This is a genomic window from Pseudomonas sp. BF-R-26 (assembly GCF_019947395.1).
GTDB classification, from domain to species: Bacteria; Pseudomonadota; Gammaproteobacteria; order Pseudomonadales; family Pseudomonadaceae; genus Aquipseudomonas; species Aquipseudomonas farris.
On sequence record NZ_JAGYGK010000008.1, the window covers coordinates 267,309 to 289,892 of the forward strand.

Consider the following 22,584-nt stretch of genomic DNA (forward strand, 5'->3'; position numbering starts at 1 on the left):
TTGGTGCATATCCCAGCCAGATCCCCTTCACCCTGAATACAACTCCGTCTGCTCATCCCCTCGAAATCCTTGACCAAAGGGACAGCAAAACTACCAATTCCCCCTATTTTTCAGCCAATTGAATAAAACTGGTATGTCTTGTGCAAACGTTTGCGAGTCGCCGATACCGGCCTGTTCGCCACCTAACCGCGCTAACCCGTATCACCGGGCTTTCGATCCGCACGAAAAGGGACTTTTAATGCATTGCACCTCCAGCCGCGTGACTTGCTCGCGCACCTTTGCTGTTTCCTTGCTGCTGGCCAGCGTTACAGGACTACTCAGCAGCCACGTTTTGGCCCAACCGGCCACCGCCGAAGAATCCGCCCAGGGCGAAGCCCTCAGCCCTGAAGCCAGCCCGCCGAAAAAAGGTACCTACCTGTCGGACTGGTTCAACCAGGACCTGACCGTCATTGGCAGCAAGGACATCAGCTTCGGCCCGCAACCGGCCGACGATATCTACCTGGAATATGAATATTTCGGCCGCAAGGGGCCGTTCGAGTTGTACGGCTACATCGACATTCCGAAGATCTTCGACATCGGCAACAGCCATGACAAAGGCGTCTGGGACCACGGCTCGCCGGTGTTCATGGAGCACGAACCGCGGATTTCCATCGACTACCTGGCCGGCCGCAGCCTGGCCGTCGGGCCGTTCAAGGAATGGTACGTGGCGTTCGACTGGATCTACGACCACGGCAGCAACAGCGCCAACCGCGCCAACACGCTGTACAGCGGCTTGGGCACCGACATCGACACCCATTCGCGGGTGAACCTGTCGGCGAACTTCTACGGTCGCTACCAGTGGGAAAACTACGGCGCCAGCAACGAGTATTCATGGGACGGCTACCGCGCCCAGCTCAAGTACATCGTGCCCATCAGCAGTTTCAGCAACGGCGCTTCGTTGACCTACATCGGTTTCACCAACTTCGACTTCGGCTCCGACCTGCACAAGGACAACCCGGCCCGCACCGCCAATGCCACCGTGGCCACCAACGTGTTGCTCTACGCCTTCACCCACTTGCGTTTCACCCTGGTCGGCCGTTACTTCCACAACGGCGGCAACTGGGAGGACGGCAGCGAGTTGAATTTCGGCGACGGTGACTTCCGCGCCCGCTCCAACGGCTGGGGCTACTACGCCGGTGTCGGTTATCAGTTTTAAGGCTCATTTGAATCAGGAGGTTTTATGAATGCAATGACGCGTCTTTCCTTTTCCGTGGCCCTGGCCTGCGGCACTCTGCTCTCTTCTGCTGCCTGGGCTGGCGACGCGCCGATCCAGCCGAAAGTGATGCTGATCACCATGTTCGCCCCCGAGGCGCAGAACTGGATCGATCGCCTGGAGCTCAAGCAAGAAGTGCGCGTACCGGGCCTGTCCGCCGAGTACCCGAATATTCGCTGCAACACCCAACAGGTGTGCCTGATGGTCACCGGCATGGGCCAGACCAATGCCGCGGCCTCGACCCTGGCCCTGGCGCTGTCACCAAAATTCGACCTGCGCAAAAGTTACTTCCTGATCGCCGGGATTGCCGGCATCAGCCCGCACCACGGCACCATCGGCACCACCGCGTGGGCACACTATCTGGTGGAGTTCGGCACCCAATGGGAGCTGGATTCCCGGGATGCGCCGAAAGACTGGCCGACCGGTTACCTGGGCATCAACACCAAAGGCCCGAACGAAAAGCCGCCGCTGGACTACAAGACTGAAGTGTTCGAACTCAATCCGAAGTTGCAGGCCAAGGCGTTCGCCCTGAGCCACAAGGTCCAGTTGAGCGAGAGCAAGGAATCGGCAGTGTGGCGCTTGAAGTATCCGTCTGCGCCAGCCAATCAGCCACCGGTGGTGACCCAGTGCGACACGCTGGCGGGCAATACCTGGTTTTCCGGGACGCGGTTGAGTGAGCGGGCGGAAGTCTGGACCAAGCTGCTGACCAATAACGAAGGGGTCTATTGCACGACTCAGCAGGAAGACAACTCCACCTACGAGGCGCTGCTGCGCGCCAGCCGCGAGGGGTTGGTGGATGTCCGCCGCCTGGCGGTGGTGCGCGCCGGTTCCGACTTCGACCGGCCGGCGCCGGGCCAGAGCGAGGTGGATAACCTGCTCAAATACGCCGATCAGGGCGGTTTTGTGCCGGCGCTTGAGAACCTGTACCGCACGGGGAATCCGTTGGTGCAGGAAATTTTGCAGAACTGGTCGGCTTGGGAGAAAGGTGTGCCTGAGGTCTGAGTCCGGCTTCAGGCCGTCATCGCGAGCAGGCCCGCTCCTACAGAGGTCTGTGTTGGTCACAAATCATGTGAGCGGCGCAGATCAACTGCGGGAGCGAGCCTGCTCGCGATAGGGCCAGAACATTCAACATCAATGCCGACTGTGACGGTTCCGCCGGCGCACCTTGAACCATAGGCTAGGATCATCTGGGGGTCAGGAAGGCTCCATGATCACGAGGCGTCCGGCTGTCGCCAGTCACTGTCACCGTCCGACAATTCGACTGAATTTTCCCCGCGCCTCGCGATCCCTCTATAACTACAGGGAGGAATACAGGCTTTATGAACAATGCAAAACTTTTCGTTATTGAATACACCCTTCATGGCCAGCCCAAGTCTTTCATTATCCGCCTGGACAAAATGGACAATGCAGAGGCTTGGCACTGGGCAAGTTGCGACGCCGGAGTCGGCCGGATCCCGCGCTTTGGCCGTGAACGGGTGCAAAAGACCAGCAAACCGCTGGCGGAAAAATTCGGCATCGAGAATGTGACCTGGCGACCAGCCAGTTGAGCGTCAAAAAGGAGGGGAAAGATTCAAACCGAAGTGGAGCCTGGAAGGCTCCACTTTTTTGCCTGAACGGTCAGTGTTGAGCACACTTGCAGCCTTTGGTGGCGCATGTTTCGCCGTTTTCGTGGTGTTTGGCGCAGGCTTCACAGCAATAGTGCTTGCCGTGGCGCACGATAGGGTGTTCACCCAGCTTACAGTTGCATTTCGGGCAGTCGCAGGTACCGTCATTCATAAGTCTGACTCCGTGGTTAGGGTCGTCCGGGTGCCGCGGATGCGCGACACCTGAAGCAAATGACCGCCCGTTCCGGATACGGGTTCAAACAAACGCTTGGACGGTGCTTGCTTACTAATGAGGGTAGTCGCGATGCAGCTACTCATGGATGAACACTGCCCTGTGGTAAGGGGGGAAACCCTGATGCCAGCAAGGCGCAAAACCTGTGGGAGCGTGGCTTGCCCGCGAAGCTCCTACAGGATTTTCGTCGCTCAAATTTCTTGATTTTACCGGCATCGGGGCAACTCCCCTTGCCATACGAGCACTATCAATCAGATACGGAATTGCCCGACCAGTTTACCCAGGCGTTGACCGAGGTCAGCCAGGCTGCGCGAGGTCTGGGCGCCGAGCTGGGTTTCGCCGGCGACGCTGTCTACGGCCACGGCAATTTGATGCACGCTGCGGTTGATCTCTTCGGCAACGGCAGTTTGCTCTTCGGCGGCGCTGGCGATCTGGGCGTTCATCGAGTTGATGGTGCCGATCAATTGGGCCATGGCGTCCAGAGACGCCCCCGCCTCGTTGGCCTGGGCCGACGTGCCGTCGCCGGCCTCGCTGGAGCGGCGCATGGCCTCGACTGCCGATTGGGTGCCGGCCTGCAAGCGGTCGATCATGCTCTGGATTTCCTGGGTGCTGATTTGCGTGCGACTGGCCAATGCACGCACTTCGTCGGCGACCACCGCAAAACCACGCCCGGCCTCACCGGCGCGGGCCGCTTCGATGGCAGCGTTGAGCGCCAGAAGGTTGGTCTGCTCGGCAATCGAACGGATCACCCCGAGTACGCTGACAATCGACGATACATCTTTCTGCAGGCTGTCGAGAGACACGCCGCTGCTGCGAATGTCGTTCACCAGCGCATGAATCTTCACGATGCTGCCGGCTACCACGCGCTTGGCGGCCTGGCCTTCTTCGTCGGTCTGCTGGGCAGCGACCGCTGCGTTTTGCGCGCTTTTTGCCACTTCCTGAGCCGCCGCCGACATTTCGTTGATCGCCGTGGCCACCTGATCGGTTTCGTGACGCTGGCGCTCCATGGCCTGATCCGAACGCTGGGCCTGATCGGAGACCTGATTCACCAGCCCGGTCAGTTGCGAGGTCATTTCAGTGATCTGCCGCACCAAACCGTGGATCTTGTCGACGAAACGGTTGAACGAGCCGGCCAGTTCGCCGAGTTCATCCTGGCTGGTGATGGACAGGCGCCGAGTCAGGTCACCCTCGCCCGCCGCGATGTCGTCGAGGTTGGCTTTCATCAGGTTCAGCGGACGCAGAATGGTGTTGGCCAGCAGCATCCCGGCAGCAGCGATCACCAGCAGCACCACCACGGCAATCCCGACAATGCTCAGCACCACGCCTTGCATGCGTTCCTGGACCTTGGCCTCAACCACCGCCACCTGAGCTTCGATGCCGTCGAGGTTGACCGAGGTGCCGACCGCCATGTCCCACTTCGGCAGGTATTCGGTGTAGCCGAGTTTGGGCACCAGCACTTGGGTGTTACCGGGCAGCGGTGAGCTGTATTGCAGGTAGTGGGTACCGTCCTTGGCGACTTTCACCAGGTCGCGGTTGACGTAGACACCGTTCGGGTCGCGATTGTCCTTGAAGCTCTGGCCCACGCCTTCCGGGCTGTTGGCCTTGAACAGGCGCACGGTGTTGGAGTCGTAGCCGAAGAAGTAGCCGTCCTTGCCGTAGGTGATGCTCGACAGCAACTTGATCACCTGCGCCCGCGCCGCATCATCGCCGGGTGCGGCTGCGTCGTAGAGCGGCTTGATCGTGGTCATGGCCACGGCGACGTAACTTTGCAGGGTCGCCTTGGCATCGCTGAGCAGGCGCTGACGGGTTTCGTCGACTTCCTTGCGGGCCTGCTCCTGCAGAATGAACAACGTGGTCAGGCTGATGACCAGCGCAAAGAGCAGCACCGGGAGGACGGCAAGGGACAGGACTTTAGCCTTCAGGCTCATGCGCATGACGTTCACTCTTTTGATTTTGTTGGCGTGGTTAAAGGCTATAACGGCAGGCCAATTCAAAAGTTGAACGCGGTCATTGTGGGAGCGTGGCTTGCCCGCGATTCAGGCGCCGCGGTTTATCAGGCACACCGCGTAATCGTTCATCGCGGGCAAGCCACGCTCCCACAAGGTAAATGTGGTTACAACACCATCGCCGCCACCCAGCCGAACGCCAGCAATGGCAGGTTGTAGTGCAGGAAGGTCGGGACCACGGTGTCCCAGATGTGGTGATGCTGGCCGTCGATGTTCAGACCGGAGGTCGGGCCCAGGGTCGAATCCGACGCAGGTGACCCGGCATCGCCCAATGCGCCGGCAGTGCCGACGATGCACACGATGGCGATCGGGCTGAAGCCCAGTTGCACGCACAACGGCACGAAAATCGCCGCCAGAATCGGTACGGTGGAAAACGACGAGCCGATGCCCATGGTCACCAACAATCCGACCAGCAGCATCAACAGTGCACCAATGCCTTTGCTGTGGTTGATCCACGACGCCGAGGACTCCACCAGCGTCTGCACATGACCCGTGGCTTTCATTACTTCGGCAAACCCGGACGCGGCGATCATGATGAAGCCGATCATCGCCATCATCTTCATGCCTTCGGTGAACAGGTCATCGGTGTCGCGCCATTTGACGATCCCCGACACCGAAAAGATCAGGAAGCCCACCAGCGCCCCGATAATCATCGAGTCCAGCAGCAACTGAACAATGAACGCGGCGGCAATGGCCAGACCGGCGATCATCAGGCTCATTGGGTTGTACTGCACCGCGACCTGTTCGACTTTCTCGATTTTCTCGAGGTCGTAAACGCGCTTCTTGCGGTAGCTGATGAACGCTGCCGCGAGGCCAAACACCATGCCCAGCGCCGGAATACCCATGGCATGGGTGACGTTGATACCGCTGATGTCCACGCCACTACGGGCGACGTTGGCCAGCAGGATTTCATTGAGGAAGATGTTGCCGAAACCCACGGGCAGGAACATGTACGGCGTGATCAAGCCGAAGGTGATGACACAGGCAATCAATCGACGGTCCAGTTGCAGTTTGGTCAGCACATATAACAGTGGCGGCACCAGCAACGGGATAAAGGCGATATGAATCGGCAAAATGTTCTGGGAGGCGATGGCCACCACCCACAGCAGGCCGATCAGCAGCCATTTGACATTTCCGCCACCGTTGGCGTGCTGGCGATCGACCATGGCCAGGGCTCTGTCGGCCAGCGCATGGGCCAGGCCGGACTTGGCGATGGCCACCGCGAACGCGCCGAGCAAGGCATAGGACAACGCAACCGTCGCCCCGCCACCGAGGCCGCTGTTGAAGGCTTTCAGGGTCGCGTCGATGCCCAGGCCACCGGTCAAGCCACCGACCAGTGCGCCCACAATCAGCGCGATCACCACATGCACGCGGGACAGGCTGAGTATCAGCATGATGCCGACCGCGGCAATTACTGCATTCATTGTTGTTACCTCAAAAGCAGCGCGGTGAGGCAATCACCGCCAAACGGAATGAGTCCGGCCGGCAGTCTGTATGAGCGCCGCCAGCGGATGGAGAAAAGGGTTTTATTAGAGGGCGCGCACTGTGCCGGACCGATGCTGGCTTGTCAAAGCCAACGCCAACCCCGTAGGAGCTGCCGAAGGCTGCGATCTTTTGATTTTCAACGACCTCGATGACGCCAGAAGATCAAAAGATCGCAGCCTTCGGCAGCTCCTACAGGGTATGAATCAGTGCCATAAGGGTGTGAGTCGATATTCGGCCCAACGACATAAAGAAAGCCGAATCACAGCCGCTACAGTGCAAAGTCTCAGATATTTATCGAATAAAAGGACGTTTCCATGTCGCTCAGACAACTTTCCATTCAATGGAAAATCACCCTGCTGGCCGGGCTGTGCCTGGCGGGCATCGTGACCCTGCTGGTAGGGCTTTCGCTGTATCGCATGGAGCACAGCTCCGCGCTAGTGAAAGCCTCAAGCATGGAGATGCTGACCGAAGCCGCCCAGGCGCGCATCGAGTCCCAGGGGGAAGTCCAGGCGCTGGGCATTCGTCAGCAATTCATGGACGCCTATCAATATGGCCATGGCTTCTCGCGGCAGGTGCTGTTTTTGCGCGATCAGGCGGAGAAGCGCTTTCTCGATGCCTTCGACCTGCGTGAAGACCTGACCCGACAGGTCAAGTCGGCCCTGCAAGCCAACCCGGAACTGCTCGGCCTGTCGCTGGTGTTCGAAGCCAATGCGCTGGACAACAAGGACGAGCTGTTCGCCGGCCAGGCGGAGTTGGGCAGTAACGACAAGGGCCGTTTCGCCCTGTACTGGTCGCAACCTGTGCCTGGCAAGGTGGCCTCCATGGCCCTGCCGGAAAGCGACATGGCCGACACCAGCACCGGCCCCAGCGGCGAGCCGGCCAACGCCTGGTTCACTTGCCCGCGCACCACGCTCAAGCCTTGCGTGATCGAACCCTACTTCTATGTGATCGACGGCCAGAACGTGCTGATGACCAGCATCGTGTTCCCGCTGATGGTCAACGGCAAAGTCATCGCCTCGCTGTCGGTGGACATCAACCTCAACAGCCTGCAAGCGATCAGTCAGAGCGCCAGCAAAAAACTCTATGACGGCCAGACCAGCGTCAGCATCATCAGCCCGGTCGGCTTGCTGGCCGGCTACAGCCGGGACGCCAGCAAACTCAGCCAACGCCTGGACGCCGTGGACACAACCGACGGTGCCGAACTGCTCCGCCGCCTGACCACCAGTAGCAAGACCGAAAGCCTGCACAGTAATCAGCAATTGAAAGTGCTGTCGCCGTTCCAGCCGATCCCCGGCGGCAAATCCTGGGGCGTGCTGCTCGACGTGCCGGAGAAGGTCCTGGTCGGCCCCGCCGAAGCGCTGAAAAAACAACTCGACGACAGCAACACCGCCGGTACGCTGATTGAACTGTGCCTGGGTGTGCTGGCGGCGCTCGTCGGTCTGCTGTTGGTGTGGCTGATGGCGCGTAGCGTGACCCGACCGATCCTCGGCGTGGCCCGCATGCTGGAAGACATTGCCAGCGGCGAAGGCGACCTGACCCGGCGCCTGGCCTACGACAAGCCGGATGAGCTGGGCCAGTTGGCCGGTTGGTTCAACCGTTTCCTCGACAAGCTGCAACCGATCATCGCCCAAGTGAAACGCTCGGTGCAGGACGCCCGCAGCACGGCGGATCAGTCGTCCGCCATCGCCACCCAGACCAGCGCCGGCATGGAGCAGCAATACCGTCAGGTCGATCAGGTCGCCACCGCGTCCCACGAAATGAGCGCCACCGCCCAGGACGTCGCCCGCAGCGCCGCGCAGGCGGCACAAGCGGCGCGCGATGCCGATCAGGCGACCCGTCAGGGTTTGACCGTGATCGGCCGCACCACCGCCAGCATCGACCACCTCGCCACCGACATGAGCGCGGCCATGGTGCAGGTCGAAGGCCTGGCAGCGAACAGCGAGAAAATCGGTTCGGTGCTGGAAGTGATTCGCGCCATCGCCGAACAGACCAACCTCTTGGCACTGAATGCCGCCATCGAAGCCGCCCGCGCCGGTGAAGCCGGACGCGGTTTTGCTGTGGTGGCCGATGAAGTGCGCAACCTGGCGCGGCGGACTCAGGAGTCCGTGGAGGAAACCCGTCTGGTGATCGAGCAGTTGCAGAGCGGTACTCAAGAGGTAGTGAGCTCGATGAACAATAGCCATCGCCAGGCTCAGGGCAGTGTCGAACAGGTCGGTCAGGCGGTGACGGCGTTGCGGCAGATTGGTGATGCGGTGACGGTGATCAGCGATATGAACCTGCAGATTGCCAGTGCGGCTGAAGAGCAAAGCGCGGTGGCTGAAGAGATCAATAACAACGTGGCGACCATTCGGGATGTGACCGAATCGCTATCGGGGCAGGCCAATGAATCGGCGCGGGTGAGTCAGTCACTTAACAGTTTGGCGAATCAGCAACAGAGCTTGATGGATCAGTTTCGCGTGTAACGCAGATTCCGCGTCCACCGAGGATCCAAATGTGGGAGCGAGCCTGCTCGCGAAGTCGTTGTGTCAGGTGACATCGATGTTGACTGTACTGCCGCTATCGCAAGCAGGCTCGCTCCCACAGGGGTTAGTGATTGTCCGAAAAATTTGCAGGCAACACAGATCCATGTGGGAGCGGGCTTGCCCGCGATGAGGCCATAACATCCAACATCTATGTTGACTGTTACATCGCCATCGCGGGCAAGCCCGCTCCCACAGGTTAAGCAGCGTTCTTTGGATCGAGGTCAGCGTTTGGGCAACTCGATCATCACCTTCAACCCGCCCCACTCGCTTTCCTGCAACTTCAACGCCCCGCCCCACGTGTCGACGATGTCGCGCACGATGCCCAACCCCAACCCATGCCCATCCGTCTGTTCATCAAGCCGGGTACCGCGGCTGAACACCTGAGTGCGCTGGTCTTCGGGAATTCCCGGCCCATCGTCTTCCACACTCAACTCAAACCTTTCTGCCGTTTCGACCACGCTCAACCGCACCTCGGCATCTGCCCATTTGCAGGCGTTGTCCAGCAGGTTGCCGAGCAACTCCAGTAGATCTTCGCGATCCCACGGCAGTTGCAAACCGGCCGGCGCGCGGTAGCTCAGCTCGAGGTGTTCGCCGTGGATCATGTTCAACGTGGCCAGCAATCCCGGCAGTTCCGCATCGCAATCAAACAGCGCCCCCGGCAGTGCATCGCCGGACAGCCGGGCGCGGTTGAGTTCGCGATTGAGCCGTTGCTGAACCTGTTCCAGCTGCGCCTGCATGACTTTGCGCAGCTGCGGGTGAGCATCGAGTTTTTCGCTGGAAGCCAGGCTCAACAACACCGCCAGCGGGGTTTTCAAGGCATGCCCAAGATTGCCCAGCGCGTTGCGCGAGCGCTTGAGGCTGTCTTCGGTGTGGGCCAGCAAATGGTTGATCTGCGCCACCAGCGGTTCCAGCTCCAGCGGCACTTCTTCATCGAGTTGCGAGCGCTGGCCCTGCTGCAACTGGGCGATTTGCTCGCGGGCTTTTTCCAGAGGACGCAAGGCGCGGCGCACGGTGATCCGTTGCAACAGCAAAATCAACAACAGCCCCGCCAGCCCCAACCCGAGGCCGACCTGTTGCATGCGCCGGAAGCTCTCGCGCACCGGGGTGTAGTCCTGGGCGACGCTGATGGAAATCGCCTGGCCCAACCGACGGTAGTCCGAACGCAATACCAGCAGCTGCTGCCCTTCCGGCCCCAATTGCAGATTGCTATGCAGGCCAGGGTGTCCAAGCTGCGGCAGCTCCTGATCCCATAACGAGCGGGAACGCCAATGGCTGTCGGCGAAATCGATACGAAAGTAATGCCCGGAGAACGGTCGCTGATAGGCCGGCGCCAAGTGTCGCTCATCCAGTTGCAATCCCTGCGGCCCACGCACCAGCGCCACCAGCAGGTTTTCGCTGTCGTTGCGCAGCCCAGCTTCGAGGTAGCGCTGCAACCCCATTTCGAACAGCCAAAGGCTGGTTTGCGCCAGTACCAGGCCGACGATCACCATCACGCTGATCAGGCCCAGGCTCAAGCGGCGCTGAATCGACCTCACTGGGCTTGCCCGCCGAACAGGTAACCCTGACCGCGACGGGTTTCGATCACGCTACGGCCGAGCTTGCGTCGCAGGTGATTGACGTGAACTTCCAGCACGTTGGAATCGCGCTCGGTTTCACCGTCGTAGAGGTGTTCGGCGAGATGGCTTTTGGAAAGGATCTGTTCGGGGTGCAGCATGAAGTAGCGCAGCAGGCGAAACTCGGCGGCGGTGAGCTGGATGTCGGCACCGTCGCGGGTCACGCACTGACGACCTTCATCCAGATGCAAACCGGCGGCCTTGAGCGTCGGCTGATTGGCGTGGCCGTGGGAACGGCGTAACAGTGCCTGGACTCGCAAGTGCAGCTCTTCGGGGTGAAACGGTTTGGTCAGGTAATCGTCGGCGCCGGCCTTGAGGCCTTCGATCCGCTCGGCCCAGGAACCGCGCGCCGTGAGGATCAGCACTGGCGTGGCCAAGCCCCCGGCCCGCCATTGCGCCAGCACGTCGAGCCCCGGCAAACCCGGCAGGCCGAGGTCGAGGATGATCAGGTCATAGGGCTCGCTGCTGCCCTGGTACACCGCATCGCGGCCGTCGGCCAGCCAGTCCACGGCGTAACCCTGCCGGTTGAGGCCGGCCATCAATTCGTCGGCCAGCGGCACGTGGTCTTCCACCAAGAGCAAACGCATCGGTCAATCTTCCTTGTCTTTCAGTAAATGGCCGGTGGTGGCGTCGAGGTCCAGCTCGCGTACCACGCCTTCGGTTGTCAGCAGCTCGACCTCGTAAATGTAGACGTCGTGCTTTTCCTCAAGCTCGGCTTCCAGCAGCTTGGCCCCGGGATAGAGGTCCAGCGCTTGCTGCAAGAGCTGCTCCAGCGGCAGGATCACACCTTGTTGGCGCAGGCGCAGGGCCTCGTCCTGATCCAGGTCGCGGGCCATGACCACCGAGCAAAAAGCCAGGAGCGCCAGCGCCATCCGACTGCTGGTGCGCCGATTAAAAGAAAACACCTTCATTACGTATCCTGATGATCCTTGAGAACCTGCCCGCTGACAGCGTCCAATTCCAGGTCCCACTCAAGGCCCTGCGGATCGCGCAGTTCCACCTGGTAGATGTACTTGCCGTACTCTTCTTCAAGCTCGGTTTCGGTGATTTTGGCGCCGGGATGTTTGGCCAATGCCGTGGCGTTGAGCTTCTCGAAGGACACAATGGTACCAGCGTCGCGCAGTCTCAGGGCTTCGTCGGGGCCGAGGTCTCGCGCATGAGCGATGCTGGCGGTCATGGTGATGATGGAGGCGGTGAACAGGGCAGTCAGGATTTTCATGGGTGTCTCCGTATTTTTTTATGTGTTGCTACGAGCGTCACCTTAGTGATTCGAACTTAACTGAAACTGAATTGCCATCATTGGGGCTGGCACCACAATATCGCAGGCTCCCACAATGGATCCATGCACCTGCAGAACGCGCTTATAATCTCCCGCCTGCCAGACATCGAGACCGGTATGACCGCGATCCACATCAAGTTCCCTTCCCTGACCCTCAAGGCCGGCCCGCGTGCCTTGGCACGCATCCGCGCAAACGGCTTGAGCGCCGCCGATGTGGGAACGTTGCCGGGCGCCGCCGGTGGCCCGAAAGCGTTGGGGATTCAGGGGCTGGATCTGGCGCTGTTCGGCGAATGGCTGCCGGCGGCGCCCCGGGAGCGTTCGCTGATTGGTGCGTCGGTGGGTTCCTGGCGCTTCGCCAGCGCCTGCCTGCCGGATGCCGCTGAAGGCATCCGCCGCCTCGGTCAGCTGTACACCGAGCAGAACTTCGCCAAGGGCGTGACCATGGCGCAGATCAGCCAGAGCTCCCGGCGCATGCTCGATGACTTGCTCGACGGCCGCGATGCGTCAATTCTGGATAACGCCCACTACCGACTGAACATCATGGTGGTCAAAAGCCACGGCCTGCTGGCGGACGATCATCGTGGTCGGCTGGGGCTGGGCCTGTCGTCGGTGATCGCCGACAACCTGCGCGGGCGCGCGCGGCTGTCGCGGCATTTCGAGCGGCTGATCATCCACGACCCGCGCCTGGCGCCACCGGTCAACGCATTGAATGACTTCCCGTCGCGCTTCGTTGCGCTGGATGCCGGCAACCTGCGCCAGGCCCTGCTCGCCTCGGGCTCGATCCCGATGGTCATGCAAGGTGTGCGCGACCTGCCGGGTGCCGGCGCCGGGACGTTTCGCGATGGCGGACTGCTGGACTATCACCTCGACTTGCCCTACAGCGGCAACGACATCGTGCTGTATCCGCACTTCACTGATCGAGTGATCCCCGGCTGGTTCGACAAGACCCTGCCATGGCGCCGCGCCTGCCCGGTGCGTTTGCAGGATGTTCTGTTGCTGGCGCCGTCGAAGGAATACCTGTCGCGCCTGCCCTACGGCAAACTACCGGACCGTAACGATTTCAAGCGCTTCATGGGTGACGCCCCGAGCCGGCAGAAATACTGGCGCGCGACGATGGATGAAAGCCGTCGTCTGGGCGATGAGTTCCTTGAACTGGCCGCCAACGGTCGCCTCGGCGAGCGCTTGCTGACCCTTTAGTCAGTGTTTTGCCCAGAGCTCTGGTAAACTCGCCACCTGCCCATATCGCCGCGGCGATCGCCACCTGACAGAGCTGAACATCACTGTGGAAATCTTCAAAGAATTTACCTTCGAGTCCGCCCACCGCCTGCCCCACGTGCCGGACGGCCACAAGTGCGGTCGCCTGCACGGTCACTCGTTCAAAGTGGCGATTCACCTGAGCGGCGACCTCGATCCGCACACGGGCTGGATCCGCGACTTCTCGGAAATCAAGGCGATCTTCAAGCCGCTCTACGAGCGCCTGGACCATAACTACCTGAACGACATTCCTGGCCTGGAAAACCCGACCAGCGAAGTGCTGGCCAAGTGGATCTGGAATGAATTGAAGCCCCTGCTGCCGGAACTCAGCGCGATTCGCATCCACGAAACGTGCACCAGCGGTTGCATCTATCGCGGTGAATAAACCGATCTAAAGACAACGAAAATCCCTTGTGGGAGCGACCTGTGGCGAGGGGGCTTGCCCCCGTTGGGTTGCGAAGCAGCCCCAAAATCGCTGATATACCAAAGATCTTGTGAGTGCTACGCACTCAAACGGGGGCAAGCCCCCTCGCCACAGGGCTCCCACAAGGGAAACTGCGTTTCGTCAGTGAATATAAAAACAGCCTTCAATGGCTGTTTTTTTATGCCTATGCTTCTTGGCTCGCACATGCCAAGAGGACGCTCCCATGGCTGACTGGCCGCTGGCTCAGACCTATCGCTTCAACGGGCATTCCGTGCGCTACGCCGTGCGTGGCGACGGTCCGCCGCTGGTGTTCGTGCATGGCACGCCCTTCTCTTCTTATGTGTGGCACCGGATTGCGCCGCACTTCATCACCACGCACCGGGTGCACTACTTCGATCTGCTGGGTTACGGGCAATCCACTCAGCCGGACGGCGACGTGTCGCTGGGCGTACAGAATCAACTGTTGGCGCAATTGCTGGAGCACTGGGGCCTGGAACGGCCAGACGTGGTGGCCCACGATTTCGGCGGCGCCACCGCGTTGCGCGCGCATCTGCTGAACGGCAAGGATTACCGCAGCCTGACGCTGATCGACCCAGTGGCGCTGTCGCCCTGGGGATCGCCGTTCGTGCAGCATGTGCGTCAGCATGAAGCCGCGTTCAGTGGACTGCCCGATTACATTCAGCAGGCAATTGTGCCGGCCTATATTCGCGGCGCGATCAAGCGCGAGATTCCCGATCATGAGCTGGCGCCCTATGTGCAGCCTTGGCTGGGAGACCCGGGACAAGCGGCGTTCTACCGGCAGATCGCGCAGATGGATGAACGTTATACCCGTGAGGTCGAGGGGCTGTACCCGACGATTCGCTGCCCGGTGCAGATTCTTTGGGGGAAGGACGATCAATGGATTCCCATTGAGCGCGGCCAGACGCTGCATCAGATGATTGCGGGGTCGCAGTTTCACGCCATTGCCAATGCCGGGCATCTGGTTCAGGAGGATGCGCCGGAGGCGATTGTGGCGGCGATATTGCGGTTTTTGCCGTTGGCAGGGTGATCAAAAATCAAAAGATCGCAGCCTTCGGCAGCTCCTACAGAGATCGGTGTAGGAGCTGCCGAAGGCTGCGATCTTGGCAATTCCAGCAACACCATAAATGTTCCAATTTGACTCAACCCCGCACCGCTTTCGAGCCCTCTCCGGGTCAAATCCGCCTGCTCGTCTATAAATAACAACACCCTCGCGCCATTGGCACGAGCACTGCAATACCCCCCGCGTCCTCCATCCAGCAAGGAACGCCACATGACGCAGAACGATTCGGGCAACGATTACCCCCTCAACGAAGTCCCGATGCATGCCCGCAAGGGACTTGCCTCCACCGCCATGGTGCTACTGGGTTTTACCTTCTTCACCGCGACCATGTTTGCCGGCGGCAAGCTCGGTGTGGCGTTCAGTTTCGGCGAGATGATGGCGGTGATTATCGTCGGCAATCTGCTGCTGGGGATCTATGCCGCGGGGCTGGGCTACATCGCCTTCAAGAGCGGCCTCAACTCGGTGCTGATGGGACGTTTCTGCTTCGGTGAAGTGGGCAGCAAACTCAGCGACCTGATCCTCGGTTTCACCCAGATCGGCTGGTACGCCTGGGGCACCGCGACGGCAGCCGTGGTACTCGGTAAATATTTCGAACTGAGCGACGGCACCGTTCTGGGGCTGATGGTGCTGTTCGGCCTGGGCTTTTGCGCGACGGCGTACATCGGCTATCGCGGGCTGGAGATTCTGTCGTACATCGCCGTGCCGGCCATGATGTTGCTGCTGATGCTGTCGATGTGGGTCGCAACAGTAAAGGTCGGCGGGCTCGAGGGCTTGCTCGCGGTGGTTCCGACGGGAACGCTGGATTGGTCGACCGCGATTACCCTGGTGTTCGGCACGTTCGTCAGCGGTGCGACGCAAGCAACCAACTGGACACGTTTCTCCCGTTCAGCACGGGTTGCGGTGTTGGCGAGCCTGATCGGCTTCTTCGTCGGCAACGGTCTGATGGTGTTGATCGGTGCCTATGGGGCCATCGTCTATCAGCAACCGGACGTGGTCGAAGTGCTGCTGTTGCAAGGTTTCGCCATGGCCGCGATGGCGATGTTGCTGCTCAACATCTGGAGCACCCAGGACAACACCATCTACAACTTCGCCGTCGCTGGCTGCAACCTGCTGCGCACCGGCCGACGCAGAACCGTGACCCTGGCCGGCGCGGTGATCGGTACACTGCTGGCACTGCTGGGCATGTATGACATGCTGGTGCCTTACCTGATTCTGCTGGGCACAGTGATTCCGCCGATTGGCGGAGTGATCATGGCCGACTTTTTCTTCCGCTATCGGGGCCGCTACCCACGTCTGGCCGACACACGGCTGCCCGCGTTCAACTGGCCGGGACTGAGCGCTTATGCGGTCGGCACAGTCGCCGCCTTCAGCTCGCCGTGGGTCGCGCCGCTGGTAGGGATTGCCGTAGCCGCGCTAACGTATGTGCTATTGACCGGGGTACTGGGTGCCCGTACCGCCGACGCACCACTACAAGATCTCTAAAAGGATTCGCCTGATGCATATCATCAACGCCCGCCTGCGCAACCAAGAAGGCCTGCATGAGTTGCACCTGGAAAACGGCCTGATTCACAGCATTGCCCGGCAAACCGAAGCCCCGTCCCTGGGGCCTGATGACCTGGACGCCGGCGGCAATCTGGTGGTGCCGCCCTTCGTCGAGCCGCATATTCACCTCGACGCCACCCTGACCGCCGGCGAGCCGCGCTGGAACATGAGCGGCACGCTGTTCGAAGGCATCGAGTGCTGGGGCGAGCGCAAGGCGACCATCACCCAGGAAGACACCAAGACCCGTGCCAAGAAGACCATCCAGACCCTCGCCGCCCATGGCATTCAGCATGTGCGCACCCACGTCGACGTCACTGACCCGGAACTGACCGCGCTCAAGGCAATGCTCGAAGTCCGCGAGGAAAGCCATCATCTGATCGACCTGCAAATCGTCGCGTTTCCTCAGGAAGGCATCGAGTCGTATCGCAACGGCCGAGAGCTGATGGAAGAAGCGATCCGTCTGGGCGCCGATGTAGTCGGGGGCATTCCGCATTTCGAATACACCCGGGATCAGGGCGTGAGCTCGGTGAAGTTCCTCATGGACCTGGCCGAGCGCACCGGTTGTCTGGTGGACGTGCATTGCGACGAAACCGACGACCCGCACTCACGCTTCCTTGAAGTGCTGGCCGAAGAGGCCCGCAGCCGCGACATGGGTTCACGCGTCACCGCCAGCCACACCACGGCCATGGGCTCTTACGACAACGCTTACTGCGCCAAACTCTTTCGCCTGCTCGGGCATTCGGGGATCAGTTTTGTCTCCTGCCCGACCGAAAGCATTCACCTGCAAGGACGCTTCGATAACTTCCCGAAACGCCGTGGCGTGACCCGGGTGAATGAGTTGCTCGAAGCGGGAATGAACGTGTGTTTCGGCCAGGATTCGATTGTCGATCCGTGGTATCCGCTGGGCAACGGCAACATCCTGCGGGTGCTCGAGGCTGGGTTGCACATCTGCCATATGCTCGGTTATCGCAATCTGCAGAGCGCGCTGGATCTGGTGACCGACAACAGTGCCAAGGCAATGAACCTGGGTGATCGTTATGGGCTGGAACAAGGGCGACCGGCGAATCTGTTGATTCTGTCGGCGGACAGCGATTATGAGGTGATTCGTAGCCAGGGTTTGCCGCTGTACTCGGTGCGGGGTGGCAAGGTGTTGATGAAGCGGCAGATGCCGGTGGTGGAATGGGCGGATCAGCTTTAGAAAGTCGCTGACCAGACGGGCCTCTTCGCGGGCGAGCCCGCTCCCACAGGGATCACGCTGAACCTGTGGGAGCGGGCTTGCCCGCGATGGCGATGTTGAATTCACCCCATCAACCGCGCCGTACCAAACAACCTCACCCGACTCAACTCGCCATCCAATTCCTCCAGCAAAATCGGCGCCGTGCCGCCAGGCATGACCACCTTCACCTCACCCGCCGCCACCCAACCCACGCGCCACGCCGCACACGCCACCGCACTGGCGCTGGTGCCCGACGAGGCGGTCGGCCCTTCGCCACGCTCAAACACCCGCGCAACGATTCGCCCCTCGGATTCAAGCATCGCCCATTGCAGGTTCACCCCTGCCACACACGGCTGCCCTGCCCCGGTCGGCATGGCGTAAGCGATGCGGGTCAATCCTTCGGCCAATTCTGGCTCGCGCATCTGCGTGTTACTCGGCAACGTATCGGCGCCTGTCACCAACGTCACGCAATGCGGATTGCCGATACGCACGAACTGGCTGCGGTTCCAGGCAGGATCGAGCGCCGACAATGGCCGCACATGACTGACTTCGCGCCCCTTCAACGTCACGGGTTCAACCCCTTGCGCAGCCACCGCTTCAGGCCCGAACGATGGCTGTCCCAGATCCAGCCAGAACCCTTGCACACCATCGATTTCAGCCGGTTTCACTGAAGTCTCCACCGGCGAAACCGCATCGCTTTTGTCGTGATGAACCCGGAGCAGACAGGCCTCTTCCTTCGGCATCAGCCCTTGCTCCCTAAGGGCCTGGGAAAAAATCGTCAAGCCATTGCCACTGCGCTCGGCCAGGGTGCCGTCGGTGTTGACGATCAGCAGATCAAAAGGCGGCGACGATTGAAACGGCCCCACCAGCAGACCATCGCAGCGATGCGCCTTGCTGCCGGGCGGTTGTGTACCGGGGGCCCAGGCGCAGAATGCCTCGATGGCCGACAACGTCCACGCCTCACGGGTTTGCGCAGCATGGCTGGCCTGTTCAGGCAGGTCGATACCGCTACTGCGCAGCGCATCGGGCGCCACCACCGCGTAGATATTGCCCCGAGCATCGTACATTCGCGTCATGGCACCCCCTCTCTATGAACAATTGATGCGTCGACGATATCGCGAAACAACGGCTGGCTGTGCAAGGATGTCACCCTGCCTGACTGCGATTCCACCCGGACATGATGATCGAACCCTTTGTGGTTGTTCACTGTCCCTTGGGGACGCGACGTTTTTTGCCAAGGATTGATATGACCAACCTCAATACCCAAGCCACCTTCGTCCCCGGACGTCTGGAACAGATGTCCACACGCATCGCCTTTTTCATCGCCGGGGTCGGCATCGCGGCCTGGGCGCCGCTGGTGCCTTACGCCAAGGCGCGGGCCGGGCTGGATGAAGGAACCCTCGGGCTGTTGCTGCTGTGTCTGGGGGTGGGCTCGATTCTGGCGATGCCCATGGCCGGTATTCTGGCTTCGCGTTTTGGCTGTCGTCGGGTGTTGAGCGGCGGGACTTTGTTGATCTGTGCGGCACTGCCGCTGTTGGCGACGGTGTCTTCGATTCCGGCGTTGATCGCGGCGTTGTTCATGTTCGGCGCGGGCCTGGGCACGGTGGATTCGACGGTGAACCTGCAAGCGGTGATCGTCGAGCGGGCCAGCGGCAAGACCATGATGTCGGGGTTTCATGGGCTGTTCAGCCTTGGCGGAATCGTCGGTGCTGCGGGTGTCAGCGCCCTGCTCGGTTTGGGGATGTCGCCGCTGGGGGCGATGCTGGTGGTGATCGTGCTGCTGGTGGTGGCATTGCTCAAGGCCGCGCCGCATCTGTTGCCCTATGGCAGCGAAAGCTCCGGGCCGGCGTTTGCCGTACCGCATGGCATCGTGCTGTTTATCGGCGGGATGTGTTTCATCGTGTTCCTGGCCGAAGGCGCGGCGCTCGACTGGAGCGCAGTGTTCCTGGCACAGGAGCGCGGAATCGACACGGCGTATGCAGGGCTGGGTTATGCGGCGTTTGCGCTGACCATGACCGTCGGGCGTTTGACCGGCGATGCGATTGTCCGGCGCCTCGGTGCTACACGAGTGATTGTGTTTGGTGGCCTGACGGCCGCGGCGGGCCTGGCACTGGCGACGTTTGCACCGAGCTGGGAAGCGGCACTGGTGGGGTATGCGCTGCTGGGCGCTGGCTGTTCGAACATTGTGCCGGTGCTCTATACCGCCGTGGGCAAACAGACCGTCATGCCGGAAAGCATTGCCGTGCCGGCCATTACCACTCTGGGTTATGCAGGAATTCTCGCCGGGCCTGCGGTGATCGGCTTTATCGCCCATGGCAGCAGCTTGAGCTTTGCCTTTGGGTTGATGGCGGTGTTGCTGGTGGCCGTGGCGATTGGTGGGAAGGTGTTGAAGGTTTAAAAGAATCGCGGGCAAGCCCGCTCCCACAAGGATCTTCAGCGAACACAGCGTTTGTGTACGACGCAGATCCCACAATAGATCTTCAGCGAACACAGATTTTGTGTACGCCAAAGATCATGTGGGAGCGGGCTTGCCCGCGATGAAGTTAACTCGGTCGATCAGAACCCGACGCTGGCCTGCACAAAGAACGTACGCGGTGCGCCGACGTACATCCCCGAGTTGTTGTCGCTGGAGCGGGTGAAGTATTGCTTGTCGAAAATATTCTTCACCCCCGCGCCGACTTTCAGGTTCGACAATTGCGAGCCAAAGTCATACCCCCCACGCACGTTCCAGGTGACGTAACCCGGGATGTCGCCGTATTGGCCGTCCGCGCTGCCTTCGGTGATGTAGTTGCCGCTGAAACTGCCATCAGCGTTCACCGCGGTGCCTGGCGAGCGCTGTTTGGATTGGGCAAAGGCATCGAGGTTGTAGGTCCAGCGGTTGATGTCGTAACGCAGGCCGGCGGTCGCCACCTGACGCGAGTAGAACGGTAGGTCACGGCCCTTGAAGCCTGGAATCTCGCCTTCATAAACGGCGCGAGTGTAGGTGAAACCGGCATTGGCGGTCAGGCCGTCGAGCCGAGGGTCCAGCGCCGCCATGTCGTAATGCACCGAGGCTTCAAGGCCCTGGTGCGTGGTCGCGCCGAGGTTGGTCCAGCCCACATCGTTGCTGATGTATTGCAGTTCTTTATCGAAGTCGATGTAGAACAGCGTCACTTCCCCGCCCCACACGTCATTGTTGTAGCGCGTGCCGATCTCGTAGGTCTTGGCCTTTTCCGGGTTCAGGCCGTTGGCGGTGTTGTCACCCGAACCACCCTGACCGAGCTGGAAATATTGGAGGCTGCCAAACGAGGTTTCGTAGTTGGCGAACAGCTTCCAGGCCTCGGACATGTGATACATCACGCTCAGGGCGGGCAGCGGTTCGTTGCTGTCGATGCTGCGGCGTTTTTCCTGCACAGGTCTGCCGGCGGTGTCGAGAACCGGCCGGTCGTGCCATTCAGTGCTGATGCTTTCAAAACGGATGCCGGGGGTCACGGTCCAGTTGCCAACGTCGATCTTGTCATCGATGTAAATGGCATGGGCTTCGGTGCCGCCGGTGCGATCCTGGAACACATGGCCATCGGAGGTTGGGGTGACCACCGGCTGATTGTTCACCAGTGCCAGACGGCTCGCCTCTTCATGCATGCCTTCTTTCAGGTAGCGATAACCGACGCTGGCTTCCTGAGTGGTCGGACCCACATCGAACACATGGGACACCCGCGGTTCGATGCCGAAGGTGTAGTAAGTACGCGGATAAGAGCTGAGGGTTTTCTGGTCGCGAGCGGCGATGGTGCTGCCACGGAAGCTGTCGGAATAGTAGGTCAGCACTTCGGCCTGGGTGCGGTCGTCGATCTGCCGAATCCACTTGAACGACACGTCCTTGCGCCGGCCGCTGAAGTTGTCATGGTCGCGGTCGGACTGAAACGGATCAGCGTCGTACTGCTTCTGCGTCAGGCCGCCGGGCATGTCGGCGCTGGCGTCGTAGTAATGGAAATTGAGGCTGAAATCGTCCTGATCGGTGGGCGCCCAATGGGTCTTGAGGATCACGTCGTCGATGTCATTGCTGTTGTTGCTTTTGCGATAACCGTTGCCGTTCACACCGGAATACAACAGCGCCATGCCCATGCCGTTATCGGCGGTGCCACCGAGAAACGCGGTGTCGATGTGTTTCCAGCCACCGCGCTGAGTGGTTTCCAGGGTGGTGCCGATTTCGCCCGTGGCTTTCTCCGGAATTGCGCGGGTGACGAAGTTGATCACGCCACCGACGTTCTGCGGCCCATAACGCACCGAGCCGGCGCCACGCACTACGTCGATGCTGTCGAGGTTACCGGAAGAAATCGGTGCCATGGACAGCTGCGGTTGCCCGTAAGGGGCGAAGGCGGCCGGCACGCCGTCGATGAGCACGGTGGAGCGTGGCGACAGCCGCGAGGTCAGGCCACGCACGCCAACGTTCAGGGAAATATCGCTGCCGCCGGTGCCGTTGGCGTCTTGTACTTGCACACCGGGTACGCGACGCAGCACTTCACCAACGTTCATGGCGCCCTGCTCGACCATGGCTTCACGACGAATCACCGTGCGCGCGCCAGGATGATTTTGCACCACGGCAGCATCGGCATCGCCGAGCCAGTCGCCGACCACTTTGATGTCGGTCACGCCCAATTCCAGCGGGCCGTTGGCGGCGGAAGTCGGAGCTGGCATCAGCGTCACCGAGCCTTCATCGATCTGATATTCCAGACCGCTGCCCTGCAGTAATTGGCGCAATGCCTGTTCCGGTGAAAGATTGCCGTCGACTGCCGGGGCCTGTTTGCCGGCCACCAGTTCAGGGCTGAAAAAAACCTGCAGCGAGGTTTGCTGGCCCAGCTGACTCAAGGCCTGACCCAGCGGCTGCGCCTGAATATGAATGGCATCGGCAGCGAACGCTTGGGGCAGCGCCGCGCTGACCGCCAAAGCGAGAGCGAGAGCGAGGGGCAGCCAGGATGATTTGTTATTTTTAGCGGTGGTTTTCTTCACGTCGAACATTGTCCTGTGGATCGCAAGAGTGTGCGGCTGTTAATGCAAACCAGTTGCAGTTGGACAAGTAGACGAAGAACTCGAAAAA

General features: G+C 60.6%; 19 protein-coding genes and 2 pseudogenes. 11 read left to right on the plus strand and 10 right to left on the minus strand.

The window, feature by feature from the left end:
• Positions 1–238: 238 nt before the first annotated feature.
• The 3 genes from KGB18_RS14385 (at position 239) to KGB18_RS14395 (ending at position 2,799) form a co-directional block, all read left to right on the plus strand.
• The gene (locus KGB18_RS14385) at positions 239–1,195 is read left to right on the plus strand and encodes a nucleoside-specific channel-forming protein Tsx (RefSeq protein WP_123720387.1); all 957 of its coding nucleotides are present in this window, start codon (positions 239–241) and stop codon (positions 1,193–1,195) included.
• 24 nt (positions 1,196–1,219) lie between these two features.
• A complete protein-coding gene (locus KGB18_RS14390; RefSeq protein WP_223570133.1) occupies positions 1,220–2,254 on the plus strand; it encodes a purine-nucleoside phosphorylase in 1,035 nt (344 codons plus the stop codon).
• A gap of 317 nt (positions 2,255–2,571) precedes the next feature.
• A complete protein-coding gene (locus KGB18_RS14395) occupies positions 2,572–2,799 on the plus strand; it encodes a DUF6555 family protein (RefSeq protein WP_008071169.1) in 228 nt (75 codons plus the stop codon).
• A gap of 70 nt (positions 2,800–2,869) precedes the next feature.
• Here KGB18_RS14395 and KGB18_RS14400 read toward each other — a convergent pair whose 3' ends face one another.
• The 4 genes and pseudogenes from KGB18_RS14400 to KGB18_RS14410 all read right to left on the minus strand — a co-directional run bounded on the left by KGB18_RS14400 (position 2,870) and on the right by KGB18_RS14410 (position 6,518).
• Positions 2,870–3,028, minus strand: a complete 159-nt coding sequence (locus KGB18_RS14400) for a metallothionein (protein WP_052963136.1) — start codon at positions 3,026–3,028, stop codon at positions 2,870–2,872.
• 311 nt (positions 3,029–3,339) lie between these two features.
• A complete protein-coding gene (locus KGB18_RS30060) occupies positions 3,340–4,161 on the minus strand; it encodes a methyl-accepting chemotaxis protein (protein WP_411736820.1) in 822 nt (273 codons plus the stop codon).
• Positions 4,162–4,197: 36 nt separating this feature from the next.
• Positions 4,198–5,022, minus strand: a pseudogene (locus tag KGB18_RS30065) (cache domain-containing protein); the annotation flags it as partial.
• 179 nt (positions 5,023–5,201) lie between these two features.
• Positions 5,202–6,518 carry a Na+/H+ antiporter family protein gene (locus KGB18_RS14410; RefSeq protein ID WP_123720390.1) on the minus strand — a complete coding sequence of 439 codons (1,317 nt, stop codon included), beginning with the start codon at positions 6,516–6,518 and terminating at the stop codon, positions 5,202–5,204.
• Positions 6,519–7,112: 594 nt separating this feature from the next.
• Here KGB18_RS14410 and KGB18_RS30070 point away from each other — a divergent pair.
• Both KGB18_RS30070 and KGB18_RS30075 read left to right on the plus strand, forming a co-directional pair.
• Positions 7,113–8,183 (plus strand): annotated as a pseudogene (locus KGB18_RS30070) (HAMP domain-containing protein); the annotation flags it as partial.
• Between the two features lie 102 nt (positions 8,184–8,285).
• Positions 8,286–9,041 (plus strand): methyl-accepting chemotaxis protein, encoded by a 756-nt coding sequence (locus KGB18_RS30075; RefSeq protein ID WP_410003839.1) that lies wholly within the window; start codon positions 8,286–8,288, stop codon positions 9,039–9,041.
• A gap of 281 nt (positions 9,042–9,322) precedes the next feature.
• On the opposite strand, the gene KGB18_RS14420 is transcribed toward KGB18_RS30075, so the two are convergent.
• The 4 genes from KGB18_RS14420 to KGB18_RS14435 are packed head-to-tail and all read right to left on the minus strand — an operon-like array spanning position 9,323 to position 11,933.
• On the minus strand, positions 9,323–10,636 hold the full coding sequence (locus KGB18_RS14420) for a sensor histidine kinase (protein WP_123720392.1): 1,314 nt from the start codon (positions 10,634–10,636) through the stop codon (positions 9,323–9,325).
• Positions 10,633–11,301, minus strand: coding sequence for a response regulator transcription factor (locus KGB18_RS14425; protein WP_007907723.1), 669 nt, complete (start codon positions 11,299–11,301; stop codon positions 10,633–10,635). Before KGB18_RS14425 ends, KGB18_RS14420 begins: the two co-directional genes overlap by 4 nt.
• A 3-nt stretch (positions 11,302–11,304) precedes the next feature.
• Positions 11,305–11,625, minus strand: a complete 321-nt coding sequence (locus KGB18_RS14430; protein WP_123720393.1) for a PepSY domain-containing protein — start codon at positions 11,623–11,625, stop codon at positions 11,305–11,307.
• Positions 11,625–11,933 (minus strand): PepSY domain-containing protein, encoded by a 309-nt coding sequence (locus KGB18_RS14435; protein ID WP_123720394.1) that lies wholly within the window; start codon positions 11,931–11,933, stop codon positions 11,625–11,627. The genes KGB18_RS14430 and KGB18_RS14435 overlap by 1 nt, the downstream gene beginning before the upstream one ends.
• A 177-nt stretch (positions 11,934–12,110) precedes the next feature.
• On the opposite strand from KGB18_RS14435, the gene KGB18_RS14440 reads away from it, so the two are divergent.
• The 5 genes from KGB18_RS14440 to codA all read left to right on the plus strand — a co-directional run bounded on the left by KGB18_RS14440 (position 12,111) and on the right by codA (position 17,492).
• Positions 12,111–13,190: a patatin-like phospholipase family protein gene (locus KGB18_RS14440; protein ID WP_123720395.1), complete on the plus strand. Its 1,080-nt coding sequence runs from the start codon at positions 12,111–12,113 to the stop codon at positions 13,188–13,190.
• Positions 13,191–13,275: 85 nt separating this feature from the next.
• Positions 13,276–13,632, plus strand: coding sequence for a 6-carboxytetrahydropterin synthase QueD (gene queD, locus KGB18_RS14445; protein ID WP_003173033.1), 357 nt, complete (start codon positions 13,276–13,278; stop codon positions 13,630–13,632).
• A gap of 262 nt (positions 13,633–13,894) precedes the next feature.
• Positions 13,895–14,719, plus strand: a complete 825-nt coding sequence (locus KGB18_RS14450) for an alpha/beta fold hydrolase (protein ID WP_123720396.1) — start codon at positions 13,895–13,897, stop codon at positions 14,717–14,719.
• A gap of 243 nt (positions 14,720–14,962) precedes the next feature.
• On the plus strand, positions 14,963–16,234 hold the full coding sequence (gene codB / locus KGB18_RS14455; protein ID WP_123720397.1) for a cytosine permease: 1,272 nt from the start codon (positions 14,963–14,965) through the stop codon (positions 16,232–16,234).
• 13 nt (positions 16,235–16,247) lie between these two features.
• Positions 16,248–17,492 (plus strand): cytosine deaminase, encoded by a 1,245-nt coding sequence (codA, locus tag KGB18_RS14460; protein WP_123720398.1) that lies wholly within the window; start codon positions 16,248–16,250, stop codon positions 17,490–17,492.
• A 101-nt stretch (positions 17,493–17,593) separates the two neighbouring features.
• Here codA and KGB18_RS14465 read toward each other — a convergent pair whose 3' ends face one another.
• The gene (locus tag KGB18_RS14465) at positions 17,594–18,586 is read right to left on the minus strand and encodes a diaminopimelate epimerase (protein ID WP_223570134.1); all 993 of its coding nucleotides are present in this window, start codon (positions 18,584–18,586) and stop codon (positions 17,594–17,596) included.
• A 170-nt stretch (positions 18,587–18,756) separates the two neighbouring features.
• Here KGB18_RS14465 and KGB18_RS14470 point away from each other — a divergent pair, with 170 nt between their 5' ends.
• The gene (locus KGB18_RS14470; RefSeq protein ID WP_123720400.1) at positions 18,757–19,908 is read left to right on the plus strand and encodes an MFS transporter; all 1,152 of its coding nucleotides are present in this window, start codon (positions 18,757–18,759) and stop codon (positions 19,906–19,908) included.
• A 158-nt stretch (positions 19,909–20,066) separates the two neighbouring features.
• Here the strand turns inward: KGB18_RS14470 and KGB18_RS14475 are convergent, their stop codons facing one another.
• Entirely contained in the window at positions 20,067–22,496 is a 2,430-nt protein-coding gene (locus tag KGB18_RS14475) for a TonB-dependent siderophore receptor (protein WP_223570135.1), read from the minus strand.
• Between the last annotated feature and the right edge of the window lie 88 nt (positions 22,497–22,584).

Excerpts from the sequence above, each read along its gene's own strand:
- KGB18_RS14385 (WP_123720387.1), top strand. The coding sequence starts at position 239 with ATGCATTGCACCTCCAGCCGCGTGACTTGCTCGCGCACCTTTGCTGTT.
- KGB18_RS14390 (WP_223570133.1), top strand. The coding sequence starts at position 1,220 with ATGAATGCAATGACGCGTCTTTCCTTTTCCGTGGCCCTGGCCTGCGGC.
- KGB18_RS14395 (WP_008071169.1), top strand. The coding sequence starts at position 2,572 with ATGAACAATGCAAAACTTTTCGTTATTGAATACACCCTTCATGGCCAG.
- KGB18_RS14400 (WP_052963136.1), bottom strand. The coding sequence starts at position 3,028 with ATGAATGACGGTACCTGCGACTGCCCGAAATGCAACTGTAAGCTGGGT.
- KGB18_RS30060 (WP_411736820.1), bottom strand. The coding sequence starts at position 4,161 with ATGACCTCGCAACTGACCGGGCTGGTGAATCAGGTCTCCGATCAGGCC.
- KGB18_RS14410 (WP_123720390.1), bottom strand. The coding sequence starts at position 6,518 with ATGAATGCAGTAATTGCCGCGGTCGGCATCATGCTGATACTCAGCCTG.
- KGB18_RS30075 (WP_410003839.1), top strand. The coding sequence starts at position 8,286 with ATGGAGCAGCAATACCGTCAGGTCGATCAGGTCGCCACCGCGTCCCAC.
- KGB18_RS14425 (WP_007907723.1), bottom strand. The coding sequence starts at position 11,301 with ATGCGTTTGCTCTTGGTGGAAGACCACGTGCCGCTGGCCGACGAATTG.
- KGB18_RS14430 (WP_123720393.1), bottom strand. The coding sequence starts at position 11,625 with ATGAAGGTGTTTTCTTTTAATCGGCGCACCAGCAGTCGGATGGCGCTG.
- KGB18_RS14435 (WP_123720394.1), bottom strand. The coding sequence starts at position 11,933 with ATGAAAATCCTGACTGCCCTGTTCACCGCCTCCATCATCACCATGACC.
- KGB18_RS14440 (WP_123720395.1), top strand. The coding sequence starts at position 12,111 with ATGACCGCGATCCACATCAAGTTCCCTTCCCTGACCCTCAAGGCCGGC.
- KGB18_RS14450 (WP_123720396.1), top strand. The coding sequence starts at position 13,895 with ATGGCTGACTGGCCGCTGGCTCAGACCTATCGCTTCAACGGGCATTCC.
- codB (WP_123720397.1), top strand. The coding sequence starts at position 14,963 with ATGACGCAGAACGATTCGGGCAACGATTACCCCCTCAACGAAGTCCCG.
- codA (WP_123720398.1), top strand. The coding sequence starts at position 16,248 with ATGCATATCATCAACGCCCGCCTGCGCAACCAAGAAGGCCTGCATGAG.
- KGB18_RS14465 (WP_223570134.1), bottom strand. The coding sequence starts at position 18,586 with ATGACGCGAATGTACGATGCTCGGGGCAATATCTACGCGGTGGTGGCG.
- KGB18_RS14470 (WP_123720400.1), top strand. The coding sequence starts at position 18,757 with ATGACCAACCTCAATACCCAAGCCACCTTCGTCCCCGGACGTCTGGAA.